The organism is Mycobacterium sp. PSTR-4-N (assembly GCF_022348085.1).
GTDB lineage: Bacteria > Actinomycetota > Actinomycetes > Mycobacteriales > Mycobacteriaceae > Mycobacterium.
This window is the reverse complement of record NZ_JAKRFN010000006.1, coordinates 13702-27481: the sequence shown is the minus strand read 5'-3', so window position 1 is coordinate 27481 and position 13780 is coordinate 13702. Positions and strand designations below refer to the sequence as shown.

Annotated in this window: 11 protein-coding genes; 3 read left to right on the top strand and 8 right to left on the bottom strand. The window is 70.4% G+C overall.

Annotation, left to right across the window (positions count from 1 at the left end):
* On the bottom strand, window positions 1-1842 hold the full coding sequence (locus MHN84_RS10535; protein ID WP_241204597.1) for a hypothetical protein: 1842 nt from the start codon (window positions 1840-1842) through the stop codon (window positions 1-3).
* On the opposite strand from MHN84_RS10535, the gene MHN84_RS10530 reads away from it, so the two are divergent.
* Window positions 1808-2746, top strand: a complete 939-nt coding sequence (locus MHN84_RS10530; protein WP_241204596.1) for an NAD-dependent epimerase/dehydratase family protein — start codon at window positions 1808-1810, stop codon at window positions 2744-2746. The genes MHN84_RS10535 and MHN84_RS10530 overlap by 35 nt on opposite strands.
* 3 nt (window positions 2747-2749) lie before the next feature.
* Here the strand turns inward: MHN84_RS10530 and MHN84_RS10525 are convergent, their stop codons facing one another.
* Genes MHN84_RS10525 through MHN84_RS10505 form a run of 5 tightly spaced genes read right to left on the bottom strand, consistent with a single transcriptional unit; the run spans window position 2750 to window position 10328 of the window.
* Window positions 2750-3085 carry a DUF2304 domain-containing protein gene (locus MHN84_RS10525; RefSeq protein ID WP_241204595.1) on the bottom strand — a complete coding sequence of 112 codons (336 nt, stop codon included), beginning with the start codon at window positions 3083-3085 and terminating at the stop codon, window positions 2750-2752.
* Window positions 3082-3804 (bottom strand): glycosyltransferase family 2 protein, encoded by a 723-nt coding sequence (locus tag MHN84_RS10520; RefSeq protein ID WP_241204844.1) that lies wholly within the window; start codon window positions 3802-3804, stop codon window positions 3082-3084. Before MHN84_RS10520 ends, MHN84_RS10525 begins: the two co-directional genes overlap by 4 nt.
* A gap of 19 nt (window positions 3805-3823) precedes the next feature.
* Window positions 3824-5065: a hypothetical protein gene (locus MHN84_RS10515; protein WP_241204594.1), complete on the bottom strand. Its 1242-nt coding sequence runs from the start codon at window positions 5063-5065 to the stop codon at window positions 3824-3826.
* On the bottom strand, window positions 5062-6402 hold the full coding sequence (locus MHN84_RS10510; protein WP_241204593.1) for a M1 family metallopeptidase: 1341 nt from the start codon (window positions 6400-6402) through the stop codon (window positions 5062-5064). Before MHN84_RS10510 ends, MHN84_RS10515 begins: the two co-directional genes overlap by 4 nt.
* Window positions 6399-10328, bottom strand: a complete 3930-nt coding sequence (locus tag MHN84_RS10505; protein ID WP_241204592.1) for a Pls/PosA family non-ribosomal peptide synthetase — start codon at window positions 10326-10328, stop codon at window positions 6399-6401. Before MHN84_RS10505 ends, MHN84_RS10510 begins: the two co-directional genes overlap by 4 nt.
* Before the next feature lie 226 nt (window positions 10329-10554).
* Between MHN84_RS10505 and MHN84_RS10500 the strand changes: the two genes are divergently transcribed.
* On the top strand, window positions 10555-11592 hold the full coding sequence (locus MHN84_RS10500; RefSeq protein ID WP_241204591.1) for a TerC family protein: 1038 nt from the start codon (window positions 10555-10557) through the stop codon (window positions 11590-11592).
* Between the two features lie 64 nt (window positions 11593-11656).
* Complete coding sequence (locus MHN84_RS10495) at window positions 11657-12052, top strand: hypothetical protein (RefSeq protein WP_241204590.1); 396 nt, start codon at window positions 11657-11659, stop codon at window positions 12050-12052.
* Here the strand turns inward: MHN84_RS10495 and MHN84_RS10490 are convergent.
* Window positions 12034-13197, bottom strand: a complete 1164-nt coding sequence (locus MHN84_RS10490; RefSeq protein ID WP_241204589.1) for a beta-lactamase family protein — start codon at window positions 13195-13197, stop codon at window positions 12034-12036. The two genes, MHN84_RS10495 and MHN84_RS10490, sit on opposite strands and share 19 nt — an antisense overlap.
* Window positions 13198-13224: 27 nt before the next feature.
* The gene (locus tag MHN84_RS10485) at window positions 13225-13746 is read right to left on the bottom strand and encodes a 2-oxo-4-hydroxy-4-carboxy-5-ureidoimidazoline decarboxylase (RefSeq protein ID WP_241204588.1); all 522 of its coding nucleotides are present in this window, start codon (window positions 13744-13746) and stop codon (window positions 13225-13227) included.
* Window positions 13747-13780: the final 34 nt, after the last annotated feature.

Sequence of the window (13780 nt, the reverse complement as noted above, 5' to 3'; positions counted from 1 at the left end):
TCAGCGCGGGGCGAGGAAGCCGACGGGGCCGGAGGCCACGCACACCGACAAGGCGGCGGTGTTGGCGCGCACGGTGATCGCGTCGCCGGCACCGGGCAGCCGGACGAACACCCGGTTCAGCCCGGGCCGCACCGGCACCTTGACCTCGTCTCCCTCGCTGAGCCGCACCAGGATCGAACCATCGGAATTGGCAAGGTAATTGAGCTCCACCGTCCAGTCCGCGGGTAGCAGCGGTCCGTCGAGCGGCATGCGGGCGGGGAAGTCGGGCTGCACCAGGTAGCCGCAGCGGGGGTCGGGGCCGGGCCGGATGCTGCGCACCCAGGTGACGAGCGCGTCGACGATCCGTCCCGACGAATCGAGCATTCTCGGATCTGTTGTCGCCGAGCTGAATTCGGGACGGTCCGGCAGCAGTGCGAACATGTGCGAGGCCAGGTTCTCCGGCCACGCCACCCGCTGCAGCACCAGCGGATCGACCTCCTGGTCCAACATCGGTGCGCTCGAGGCGGCCCGGGCCGCCGCCAGTCCGGCACGGGCATTGACCAGATACCCGCGGGTCGGATTGTCGCGCCAGCTGGTCAGGAACGTCGACGTCGAGTACAGGCTGCCGGCCATGAAAAGCAGTGCGCCGCAGGCGACGAGAGGACGCGACCACCGGGGGGAGTCATGCCGCGCCGGTGCCAGGACCCCGATCGCGGCGAGCAGCGTCAGCACCACCACCAGGTCGGGCAGATAGCGCAGCGTCTGCGCGAGTTCGAGCGCGGTGAACCGAGACGATCGCATCAGATAGATGGGAACCTGGCAGGCCACCGCGTAACCCAGGGCAACCGCCCACACCGGGCCCAGCCTGCGGCGACGGCGCACGGTCAGCACCGCCACCGTCGCGAGCGCCACCCACCCGAGCACCATGACGGCCACCGGCGGGGTGGCCCACGGCGAGGCCGGCGCCCAGCGTTGCCATTCCCACGGCCCGCCGACCAGTCCCGGCACGATGCCGTGGGTCACCGACCGCCACAGCAGATCCCAGGTCATCGCCAGGTCGAAGCTCCACCGCTGCTGGTCGACCACCGCGATGTACACCCCGACCCACGCCACGGTCAGCGCCAGGCAGGCCAGCCACAGGTGTCGGCCGCGGCGCCACACCTGCGGGACAGTCGCTTCGGCGGTCACGTGTCCGTACACCGCGGTGATCGCGAACGCCGCGAACGGGATGATCGCCGCCTTCTCGAAGAACAGCAGCCCGCCGAAGAACACCGCTGTCCCGGTGACCGCGTAGCGGACGGCGCCCGTCCGCACCAGCTGGATCGCATCGGCGCACACCCACGCCAGCGCCGCGACCATCGGCAGCGAATTCAGCCCGGCCGCCCACCACGCGAAACTGGGCACCGCCAACGGGGTGAACAGCGCGAACGTCAACGGAACCAGCAGCGCCGGCCGCCATCCGAGGATCACGTGCAGTGCGCGCAGCAGCGCCACCGACGCCACCAGCGCCAGCACCAGCAGGCTGATGGCCGGGCCGATCCAGTTCAGCGGCGCGACCCGGGTGATCAGACCGGCCACCAGGAACGCACCCGGCATGACGTGCCCGTCGTGGTCGTCGAACAGGTAGCCCGGCGACAGCAGCGGCTGGGTGCCGGCGCGGCCCACGAGGATCAGATCGTCCCAGTAGAAGTAGCCGCCGAACGCGAGCACCGCCCGCACGGCCAGGTGCAGCGCGATGACGGCGACGGCGGCGCGCGCGACCCATCTCATGTCGCCTGCGACTGTACGGATGCGCGGAAACCGCGGACGCCGCCGGTATGGTGACCCGATGCGCACACTGGTCACCGGGGCGGCGGGTTTCATCGGATCGACACTGGTCGACAGGTTGTTGGCCGAAGGGCACTCGGTGGTCGGACTCGACGATCTGAGCTCGGGCCGCAGTGAGAACCTTGGCCCGGCCGAGCGGCACGACACCTTCGACTTCGTCAAGGCCGACATCGTCGACGCCGACCTGGTGGCACTGCTGGCCGACGTCAAGCCGGAGGTCGTCTTCCACCTGGCCGCCCAGATCTCGGTGAGCCGCTCGGTCACCGAGCCGGTGTTCGATTCCAGTGTCAACGTCGTCGGGACGGTGCGCCTCGCCGAGGCGGCCCGGCTGGCCGGCGTCCGCAAGATCGTGCACACCTCATCGGGTGGGTCGGTCTACGGCGCCACGCCCCGCTATCCCACCGACGAGAACAACCCTCTCGACCCCGCATCGCCCTATGCGGCCAGCAAGGTCTGCGGTGAGGTGTACTTCGGCATGTTCCGCAACCTCTACGGCCTGGACTGCAGCCACATCGCGCCCGCCAACGTGTACGGGCCGCGCCAGGATCCGCACGGCGAGGCCGGCGTCGTCGCGATCTTCTCCCGAGCGTTGCTCGCCGGGCGGCCGACCAAGATCTTCGGGGACGGCACCGACACGCGCGACTACGTGTTCGTCGACGACGTCGTCGACGCGTTCGTGCGCGCCTCGGGGGAGGCCGGCAGCGGGCAGCGGTTCAACATCGGCACCGGTGTGGAGACCTCCACGCGGCAGCTGCACACCGAGATCGCGCGCGCCGCGGGAGCATCCGACGAGCCCGAGTTCCTCCCGCCGCGGCTGGGCGACGTGCGCCGGTCCTGCCTGGACAACGGCCGCGCGGGCGCGGTGCTCGGCTGGCAGCCGCAGGTTCGGCTGCGCGACGGGGTCGCCCGTACCGTGGACTACTTCCGTGAGGAGATCTGACCCTCACCGGGGTTCGCGTGCGTTCTGCAGCGCGACCGCGCGGGCGAGCCGGGTGTACTTGGCCTCGATGTCCTTGAAGCGCATGTAGGTCGACAGCGTCGTGAAGGCGAACGCGATGATCAGCACGTACTCCAGCAGATCGGTGCCGCGGTCCACGCCGAGCCAGTTGGCGACGACGGTGGTGTCGTCGGGGCGCAGGATCGCGTAGATGCCGGCGATCACGAACAGCACGTAGCCGACCTTCACCCACGCCTTCGAGCGGGCGCTGGAGCGCGAGCGCAACAGGTAGACCAGCAGCGCGAGCACCGACGCGATCAGCAGAACCTGAATCCAGTTCACCGGGTCGTCCTCCTGCGCAGCAGGCCGTCGAACACGATGTTGACCCCGTTGAGCAACGGTTGGCCCTTGGCCTTCGAGTAGTCCGTGTAGCGGATGTCGACGGGGACCTCGGCCACCCGCCATCCTTTTTCGTCGGCCAGCGCGATGAATTCGCCGGCGTGCCCCATGCCGCTGATCGTCAGGTCGAGATCGTCGGCGACGCGCCGGTTGAACACCCGCAGCCCGTTGTGGGCGTCGGTCAGCCCCAGCCTGCGGTTGCGGCGGCTCAGGGTGGCCACCGCCTTCAGGATCATGCGCTTGAGCAGCGGGGTCTGCGTCGGGCCGCCGGTGAAGCGGCTGCCCAGGACCAGGTCGGCGTCACCGGCGCGCAGGTGGTCGATCATCGCGACGACGTCGTCGACCCGGTGCTGCCCGTCCGCGTCGAACGTCGCGAACAGCGCGGCTCCGGGCCGGGCGCGGGCGTATTCGACGCCGGTCTGGATGGCCGCGCCCTGACCGAGATTGACCGGGTGGGTGACGACGTGGGCGCCGGCGCGCAACGCGAGGTCCCCGGTGCCGTCGGTACTGCCGTCGTCGACGCAGACCACGTTGGCGAACACCGCGAGCACGTCACCGATGACCTGCTCGATCACGGTCGCTTCACGGTAGGCGGGGATCACGATCCACACGTCGCGGGAGCGCTGGTCCGTGCCGTTCGAAGAGGGGTCCGAGGTGACGATGGGCAACAAAGTACACCGCCTACCGTGGCGGAACCTTGGCAAGTGCGACCAGGTGCACGGCGATGCCCAGCAGCGGGCCGCACAGCAGCGCCACCACGGTCCGTACCTCGAGTTCCAGCGGCAGCGCCAGCAGCGTCGCGGCGGCGACGGTCGCCGACATCCAGCCGACGGCGTAGGCGCGGTGCAGCGCGGCGGCGACGGCGGCGGCGCCGGTCAGCGTCAGCAACGCGATCATCACCGCCGCCGCGGTGAGCCAGCCCAGCAGCACTCCGTCGGCCACGTACTCGGGGCCGAACGCCTCGCGCAGCAGCCACGGCCCGAAAACGGCCGCAGCGGTCACCCCGACGGCGCCCAGCACCAGCACGACGACGGCCGGAATGATCAACGCCCGCAGGCGATGTGCGCGCTGATCCACGAAGTGGGCGATCAGATTGCCCTGCATTGCGGTCAACGGCACCAGCAGCGGCGCGCGCGTCAAGGTGACGGCGAGGATGACCACGCCGCCGGCGGCACCGAGATCGCCGGAGGTGGCCTTCAGCAGCACCGGAAAGCCCATCACGAGCACCGCACTGGCCCCTGCCGCGGCGATCGAGTGGCCGGCCCCCCGCAGGAACGTCGCTGTGGTGCCCGGGGTGTAGAGCCGTGCCGCGGCGCGGGTCACCGGGGAGGTGAGCAGCATCAGCAGCCAGCCCACCGCGCCCGCCACCGTCGCCCACAGGTAGCCGCCCAGCCCCCAGCCGAGGACGAAGCTGCCCGCGGCGACCGCGACGCGCAGCAGGGCGTCGGCGACCATCAGCGCGCCGTACTCGGACCAGTGGTCGAGCCCGGCCAACAGGCCCAGCAGCGTGGTGTGGATGCAGAACCCGGCCAGCCCCGCGGCCAGCAGCGCGACGCTGAGCAGTGTCGCGTCGGCGAACACGTGTCCGGCCCACAGCGGTGCGGTGATCGCGATCGCGGCCGCGGAGCCCAGTCCCACCCCGATGCCGATCCGCACCGGACGGGTGCGCTCCCCGCCAGGGGCGACCGCGGTTGCCTGCCTGACCTCCCGGGTGGTTTCCTGCAGCAGCCCGAACGCGGCGCCGCTGGCGAGGCCGAACGCGCCCCAGAACACCCCGAAGACCGAGAATCCGGCGGGCTCGAGATCTCGGGCGGCCAGATAGAGGACGGCGTATCCGCACAGCGCGGACACCGCGGTCGCGGCCCCGACACGCACCATGCTGCCGCGCGTGACGGCGCCCGGGCCGACGGTCGCGTCGGTCACTGGTCCAGGGGCGGAACGTCGGTCGCGTATAGCCACGCCTCCCACAGGGGGCGCAAGGAGTCGTCACTGTAGCGGGCGGCCAGTCCGATGAAGTCGTCGGTGACCACGCTGGCGTGCCGGTACCGCGTCGTCCAGTCCTTGAGGAGGGCGAAGAAACTCTTGTCGCCCAGCCTGTTTCGCAGCGTGTGCAGGGTGAGCGCGCCGCGTTTGTAGACGCGGTCGTCGAACATGTCGCGGGGTCCGGGGTCGGCGAGGACGAGATCCTGGGAAGAGTGGGTCAGCCGGTGGTGGTAGTGCCGGGCCCAGTCGTCGGCGCTGCGCTGCCCGCAATGTTCGGACCACAACCATTCGGCGTAGCAGGCGAAGCCCTCGTGCAGCCAGATGTGGCGCCACCGCTGCACGGTGACCGAATTGCCGAACCACTGGTGGGCGAGCTCATGGGCGATCAACCGTTCGGCACCGCGCTGCCCGTCGCAGTGGTTGGCGCCGAAGATCGAGATGCCTTGTGCCTCCAGCGGGATCTCGAGGTCGTCGTCGGTGATCACCACCGTGTAGCCGGTGTCGAGCGGGTAGGGGCCGAAGAGCTTGGTGAACAGCTTCATCATCTGGCCCTGCCGGCCGAAGTCGTGGGCCACCTCGTCGCGCAGCCGCTCGGGAGCGACGGCGTGGATCGCCGTGCCGTTCTTGGCGATGCGGTGCCGTTCGTAGACCCCGATCTGCAGGGTGATCAGGTACGTCGACGTGGGTTCGGCCTGCTCGTAGGTCCACGTGGTCATCGCGGCCCGCACCCGCTTGTGGAGCAGCTTCCCGTTGGCCAACGCGAAATACGGGCTCTCCGTGCTGATCTGGATGCCGTAGCTGGCCTTGGCGGCGGGATGGTCGTCGCACGGAAACCACGACGACGCCCCGTTGGGCTGACCCGCCACCAGGGCGCCCTCGGTGAGTTCTTCGAAACCGACCTCGCCCCACAGCGTTCGGACCGGGCGAGGGGTGCCGCCGTAGCGCACGACGATCGTCATCGCCGCGCCGGCGGGCAGCCGGTCGGTCAGGCTGATGTGCAGCTTGCTGTTCGAGGTGCGGAAGTTGTTCGGCCGCTTGCCGTTCACCGTCACCTTCGACACCGACAGCGCCGCGGACAGATCCAGCGTGAAGGTCTGCAGTTCGGCGAGCGTGACCGCGGTGATCGTGGCGGTCCCGGCGAGCCGGTTGATCGCGACCTTGTACTCGAGGTCGAGCTCGTAGCGCGACACCCGGTAGCCGAAGTTGCCGGTGCCGGGCAGGTAGGGGTCGATGACCGGCGGCGTTCCCTTTTTGGCGACCTGTTTGCGTGCCCTCACGCGGCCGCCGACTTCTTCGCCTTGCCGCCGTCGTCCGCGCGTTTCTTGCGCGGCGGCAGCCACGGCGCGATCGGGTTGCCCTGCCAGCGGGTCGACGGCGGGACCTCGTCACCGCGCACGACCAGCGACGCCGGACCGACGGTGGCACCGGCGCCCAGCCGCGCGGCGGGCAACGCCACGCAGTGCGGGCCGAGCGTCGCACCGGCGTCCAGCACCACGGTGTCCATCCGCATGATGCGGTCGTGGAACAGGTGCGTCTGCACCACGCAGCCGCGGTTCACCGTCGCGCCGTCGCCGAGGGTCACCAGATCGGCCTCGGGCAGCCAGTACGTCTCACACCACACTCCGCGTCCGATCGTCGCGCCCAGTGCGCGCAGCCATACGTTCATCACCGGTGTACCCGAGGCGGCCCGGGCGAACCACGGCGCCGCGACGGTCTCGACGAAGGTGTCCGAGACCTCGTTGCGCCAGACGAACGACGACCACAGTGGATGTTCGATCGCGGTGATGCGGCCCACCAGAAGCCATTTCGCCGCGACGGCGATCCCACCGGCCGCTGCGCCGGCGACCAGCAGCACCAGGCCGGTCAGCAGCGCGGCACCCAGCCACCCGACTGCCAGCACCAGCGATTGCCCGGCCAGCAGCACCCCGAGGCCGATCGCGAACGTGACGACGACGGGCACGAACCGGAACATCTCGACCACCGCGCGCAGCACGCGCAACCGCGGCGACGGATGGAAGGTGCGCAGCGCGTCCGCCGCGGTCGGCTTGCGGCGCAGCCGCATCGGCGGACTGCCCAGCCACGACGAACCGGCCTTCGCCTTGTGCGGAGTCGCCGACAGCACCGCGACCAGACCGTCGTCGGGCACGCGCCGGCCGGGCTGGGTGATGCCGGAGTTGCCCAGGAACGCGCGCTTGCCGACGGTGGCGCGGGCCACGTGGATCCAGCCGCCCCCCAACTCGTAGGAGGCGACCATCGTGTCGTCGGCGAGGAACGCGCCGTCCTCGACGACGGTGAACTTCGGGATCAGCAGCGCGGTCGAGATCTCGGTGCCCCTGCCGATCTTCGCGCCGAGCAGGCGCAGCCACCACGGTGTCGCCAGCCCGGCGTAGATCGGGAACAGGTAGGTGCGCGCGCCGTCCATCAGCCGTTCGGTCGCCCACAGCTGCCACCCCGACCGGCTGCGCACCGGGTGGTAGCCCTCGTGCAGGCCGACGGCGAGCAGGCGCACCCCTATCACTGTCAGCGCGGCGTAGACGAGCATCGCCGCTGCGGTGGCCGGCACCGTCCACGCCAGCACGGGCAGCAGCGCATCGCGCAGGGTCGCGGTGCCGCGGACGGCCCAGCCGATCACGGCGAGCCCGGCGGCCAGCGCCGCGAGTGGCAGCGCGCCGAGCAGCATCGAGGTCACGCCGTACACCGCCACCCACACCGGAGCGCGTGGCGGCCGGTGATCGGGCCACGGATGCTTGGCCTTGCCGGACTTCACCGCCGGCGAGCCCTTCCAGTACTGCCCGTTCTTGACCTTGCCTACGACACCGGATCCCGGTGCCACATCGGCGTTCTTGCCGACGACCGCGCCGGGCAGCAGTGCGGTGCGCGCGCCGATGGTGGAGTCGTTGCCGATGGTGATGGGCCCGACGTGGAACAGATCGCCGTCGATCCAGTGCCCGGTCAGGTCCACCTCCGGCTCGATCGAGCAGCGGTGCCCGATCCGCAGCATTCCGGTGACCGGCGGCGCGGAATGCAGGTCGACCCCGCTGCCCACCGAGTTGCCCAGCGCGCGTGCGTAATACACCAGCCAAGGTGCGCCGGCCATGTTCTCCGCGCCGCTGGCGTCGGCGAGCCGCTCGGCCAGCCAGATCCGCAGGTGCACCGATCCGCCGCGCCGGTAGGTGCCCGGTTGCAGCGTGCCGACGAGGATGCGTGCGCCGAGCACCGCGATGCCCATCCGCCCGGGCGGTGAGACGAACAGCAGTAAGCCGGCGAGAATCCACCACCAGCTGACGGGCCGCGCCCACGGCACCAGGTCGATCGCGGCGGCGAGGTTGTTGGCGACGGCCAGCCACACCACCCACTGCATACCGGTGAGCGTGGCCAACGGCACCGTCAGCGCCACCTGGACAGCCTGGGTCAGCCGCGACACGGGACGCACGGTCCGGGTCTCGACAGCCGGCGGCGGCTCCAGCTCGTCGAGATACCCGGCGAGCGAGCCCAGCCGGGGATGGTCGTAGAGGTCGGCGACGGTCACCTGCGGGTAACGCTGCCGCAGCACCGCGATCAACTGGGCGGCCGACAGCGAGCCGCCGCCGAGGGCGAAGAAGTCGGCGCTCGGACCGTCGATCGGGGCGGCGAGCACGTCGCGCCACAGTCCGGCCAGCCAGCCGAGCGTGCCGCCGAGATCTGCCGCGGTTTCGTCGGGATCGTTGCCGCCCCCGGTCACCGGCCAGGGCAACGCGGCGCGATCCACCTTGCCCGACGTGCGGGTGGGGAGTTCGTCGACGACCACCAGTCGCGGCACCAACGCCGCGGGCAGCGACTCGGCCAGCCGCGCGCGGGCGGACGCCAGGTCGAACGCGCCGCCGGGGGCGGCGACCACGTAGCCGACCAGCAGCGGGGTGCCGCTCGCGGTGCGGCGCACGGCCGCCGCGCCACCGCTGACGCCGGGCAGGTGCACCAGCGCGGTGTCGACCTCGCCGAGCTCGATGCGGCGGCCGCCGACCTTGACCTGGTCGTCGGCCCGGCCCATGAAGTAGAGCCCGTCGGCTTCGAGCCGCACCAGGTCGCCGCTGCGGTAGGCGCGGCTCCACGCCAGCGTCGGGGCCGCGGCGTACTTCTCGGCGTCCTTGTCGGGGTCGAGGTAGCGCGCCAGCCCGACGCCGCCGATCACCAGCTCGCCGACCTCCCCGATGCCGACCGGATTGCCTGCGGCGTCGACGACGGCCAGGTCCCAGCCCGGCAGCGGCAACCCGATGCTGACAGGCCCGGTCCCGGTCAACTGAGCGGCACACGCCACCACCGTCGCTTCGGTGGGACCGTAGGTGTTCCACACCTCCCGGCCCTCGACCGCCAGGCGCGCGGCCAGCTCCGGCGGACACGCCTCGCCGCCGAAGATCAGCAGCCGCACCGCCTCGAGCGCCTCGGCCGGCCACAGCGAGGCCAGCGTCGGGACCGTGGACACCACGGTGATGTCACGCGACACCAGCCACGGACCCAGGTCCATGCCGCTGCGCACCAGCGAGCGCGGCGCGGGCACCAGGCACGCGCCGTGCCGCCAGGCCAGCCACATCTCCTCGCACGACGCGTCGAACGCCACCGACAGTCCGGCCAGCACCCGGTCACCCGGGCCCAGCGGGTTGTCCTGCAGGAACATCTGCGCTTCGGCGTCGACGAACGCCGCGGCGTTGCGGTGGGTGACCGCGACGCCCTTGGGCGTGCCGGTGGAACCCGAGGTGAAGATGATCCACGCGTCGTCGCGGCTCAGTGGTGCCGTCGCGCGCCAGCCGCGGGATGCGCCGGGGCCCCGGATCAGGCCGCGCTCGGTGATCACTCCCACGACGTCGGCCTCGGTGAACACCAGTTCGGCCCGCTCCGGCGGATCGTCGGCGTCGACGGGCACATACGCCGCACCCGCGGCGAGGGTGGCCAGGATCGCGACGTAGAGCGCATAGCTGCCCGACGGCATCCGGATGCCGATCCGGTCGCCGCGGCCGATGCCGCGCGCCGCCAGCCACGCCACGCTGTCCTCGACGTCGGCGATCAGTTCGGAGTAGGTGAGCTGCACGGTGCCGTCGTCCAGGGCGGTCGCGTCCGGGTGGCGACGCGCGGTGTCGTAGAGGATGTCGATCAGCGTGCGCGCCGCCGGTGCCTGCGCCGACAGCAGGTACTGCGGCGGGATCGCCGAGGTTGGATCCGGTGCTGTCACGGGTACAAAGTACTCACTGCGGATGGCCGCTTCTCGCCGTCGGGCGGCCGCTGATTCGCGTGTCGACGGCGCGCCTGGCAGAATCGCCCGCTTGGAGGGGAGTATTCCTTCGCCACAGTGTCGTCATCACGTCGCCCGCATCCGGGGGACCGGTGCTGCGGGCCGGATGCCGGAAGCGGTGGCGGTGGAAGAGACCTCCGGCGTTGGAACGACGACCGGAGGTTAGATGAACGTCAGTGCTCTCGAGTGGGGGATCACGCTCAGCGTGACCATCGCGATCCTGCTCTTCGATGTGGTTGTGATCGGGCGCCGTCCGCACGAGCCGTCCAAGCGGGAAACCGGCACCGCGCTGGGTATCTATGTCGGACTCGCGATCGCGTTCGGCGTGTGGATCTGGTTCTTCCACGGCAGCCAGTACGGTGTCGAGTTCTTCGCCGGCTGGCTCACCGAGTACAGCCTGTCGGTGGACAACCTGTTCATCTTCTTGATCATCATGGCCAGCTTCAAGGTGCCGCGGATCTATCAGCAGCAGGCCCTGCTCGTGGGCATCATCCTGGCGCTGATCTTCCGCGGCATCTTCATTGCCCTCGGCGCCGTCGCGATCGAGCAGTTCTCCTGGGTCTTCTACCTGTTCGGCGCCTTCCTGGTGTACACCGCGATCAAGCTGGTGCGTGACACCGACCACGACGACGACGGTGAGAACGGTGTGGTGCGCTTCGCGCAGAAGCGCTTGAAGTTCACCGACACCTGGGACGGCCTGAAGCTGTGGGTGAAGGAGAACGGCTCCGGACGGTTGATGACGCCGATGTTCCTGGTGATCATCGCGCTCGGTACCACCGACCTGTTGTTCGCGCTGGACTCGATTCCCGCGATCTACGGCCTGACCCGCGAGCCGTACCTGGTGTTCGCCGCCAACGTGTTCGCGCTGATGGGCTTGCGGCAGCTGTACTTCCTGCTCGGCGATCTGCTCAAGCGGCTGGTCTACCTGTCGCAGGGGTTGGCGTTCATCCTGGGCTTCATCGGGGTGAAGCTGCTGCTGCATGCGCTGCACGAGAACGAGGTGCCGTTCATCAACGGTGGCGAGCCCGTGAAGGTGCCGGAGATCCCGACGTTGGCCAGCCTGGGCGTCATCGTCGTCACGCTGCTGATCACGACCGCGGCGAGCCTGTACAAGACGCGAGTGCACGACGTCCGGAAGAACGGCGAGGCGGCCTCCGAGACCGCAGAGGAGAGCACCGACCCCGCGAGGGACACCACCCGCTAGGCGGTTGCGCTCGCGCTGATCTCAACGGGGGCGCGAGTGTGCGAGTGCGGTTACCGTGCCGGGTGTGCGGATTTTTGTCAGCGACGACGCCGGGGTGCGGGAACTGACCGACAGCGAGCAACCCGTCATCCGGGTGTCGGCTCCTGACCTGCAGCGCGCCCGTCAGGTGCGCTCACGGATCCGGTCTGGTCCGGGGAACGCGGCGGTGATTCTGGACGTCACGGTCGCGGTCGCGCGTGACTTCCGGGCCGCCCGTGCGGCCTTCGGCGACCAGTCGGCCGACACGATCCGCTACGCGGGCACCGTCGCCGGGTTGGCAGGTCTGCTCGCCGACATCTCATCGGCCGGGGTCGCCGACGGGGTCACGCTGATCGGCGCGTCGGGCGGCCAGGATCTCGAACGCATCGGTCGGGACGCACTGGCCGAGTTGGCCGCGCGCAATCAGCCTCGGGCGTCCTGAAGCGCTTCGTCGATCAGCCGGGAATAGCGCAACGCGCGGGCTGAGCCCGTCGTCCCCGCGCCCATCTTGTTCATCACGTAGGCGAAGGTGGCCCGCCGGTCGAGGTCCATCACGACCAGCGACCCACCCCAGCCGCCCCACCAGCAGACCCGGCCGGCGCGGACGGCGGGCACGCTCTCAGGCGACGGCAGGCCGAAACCGATCCCGAAGCGGAGGGGAATGCCGAGCACCAGGTCGGTGCCGTGCGACTGCTCGATGAAGATCGTGTCGATGGTGGCGGGGGACAGCACCTTCGTGCCGTCGACGGTGCCGCCCAGCGATATCGCGCGCAGCGCGCGGACCAACCCGCGGGCGTTGCCGTGGCCGTTGGCGCCGCCGATGTCGGCCCGCCGCCACGGTGTGGTCTCGGCGACCGCGACACCGTAGGCGCCGGGCGGGAACGCCGCGAACGTCTTGACCGCCGGGTGGTCGGGGGCGAGCCGGTCCAGGGCGCGGTCGCGCGGCGGGGGAGCGACCAGTTCGGCGATGCGCGGCTCGTCGCCGGCCTGCGCGCCGATCTGGACGTCAGCGTCCAGACGGACGGAAACGTGCTCTCGGACGAAGTCTTTGAGCGTGCTGCCGGTGACGCGACGGACCAGCTCACCGATCAGGTGCCCGTAGTTCATCGCGTGGTAGCCCGACGCGGTGCCCGGTTCCCACCACGGGGTCTGATTCGCCAGGTGGGCGGTGGCGCGCTCCCAGTCGTAGATGTGCTCGACCTCGAACGGCACCTGCCAGCCCGACACACCCGAGGTGTGGGCGAGCAGGTGGCGCACCTCGATGCCGGCCTTGCCGTTGGCCCCGAATTCCGGCCAGTACCTCGCGACCGGCGCGAACGGGTCGAGGTGGCCCGCGTCGACCAGCAGCAGCGCGGCCAGCGCGGTCAGCGTCTTGGTGCACGACCAGAAGTTGACGATCGTATCCTGCTGCCAGGCAACGGTTTTCGCGCGATCGGCGTAGCCGCCCCACAGGTCGGCGACGAGTTCGCCGTCGACGTCGACCGTCAGCGACGCGCCGAGCTCCTCACCCGCGGAGATCTCCTCGGCCAGAGCGGCGGCGAGGCGGTCGAAGCGGGGTTCCCAGTGACCGTGCACCGCGCCATGCATGGAGGCGAGCCTAGAGCCACCCCGCGGTCACCAGTTGTCGTAACCGCCCTCCGGGCCCAGCATGCGTTCCAGCCGGGTGCGGTTGATCTTGGCCAGTTCGTTGCGCACGATCTTGCGCTCGGTCTCGTGATCGTTGAGCAGGCGGTCGGCCATGGTGGCCAGCACGGTGTCGGCGCTGTAGCCGTTGACGTACATCACGAAGCCGAAACCGAAATGCTCGAGGTAGGTCTTCGAGGCGTCGGCCAGTCGCGCCATCATCTCGGGGCGTGCGTCTTTGACGGCGCACTGTTCGGCTGCCGACTTCTCGCTGCCGGGCCGCCGACCCACGTCCGGGTAGGCCTGCAGGATCGAGTCGATCGAGTCCTCACCGAGCGCGAACAGCAGCCCGTCGGCGCAGCGGAACAGCTGGTCGTGGGAGGTGAAGGGGCGTTGCCGGGCCAGGTCGGCGGCCAGCGGCACGCTGAAGCAACATTCGTAGACGGCGTGCACGGCGCGGCGCATCGGCAGCGCGTTGAACGCCTCCAGTCCGATCCCCTGATGCAGCAACACACCGTCATGATCGGACGCGGAAACGGCGCGGACG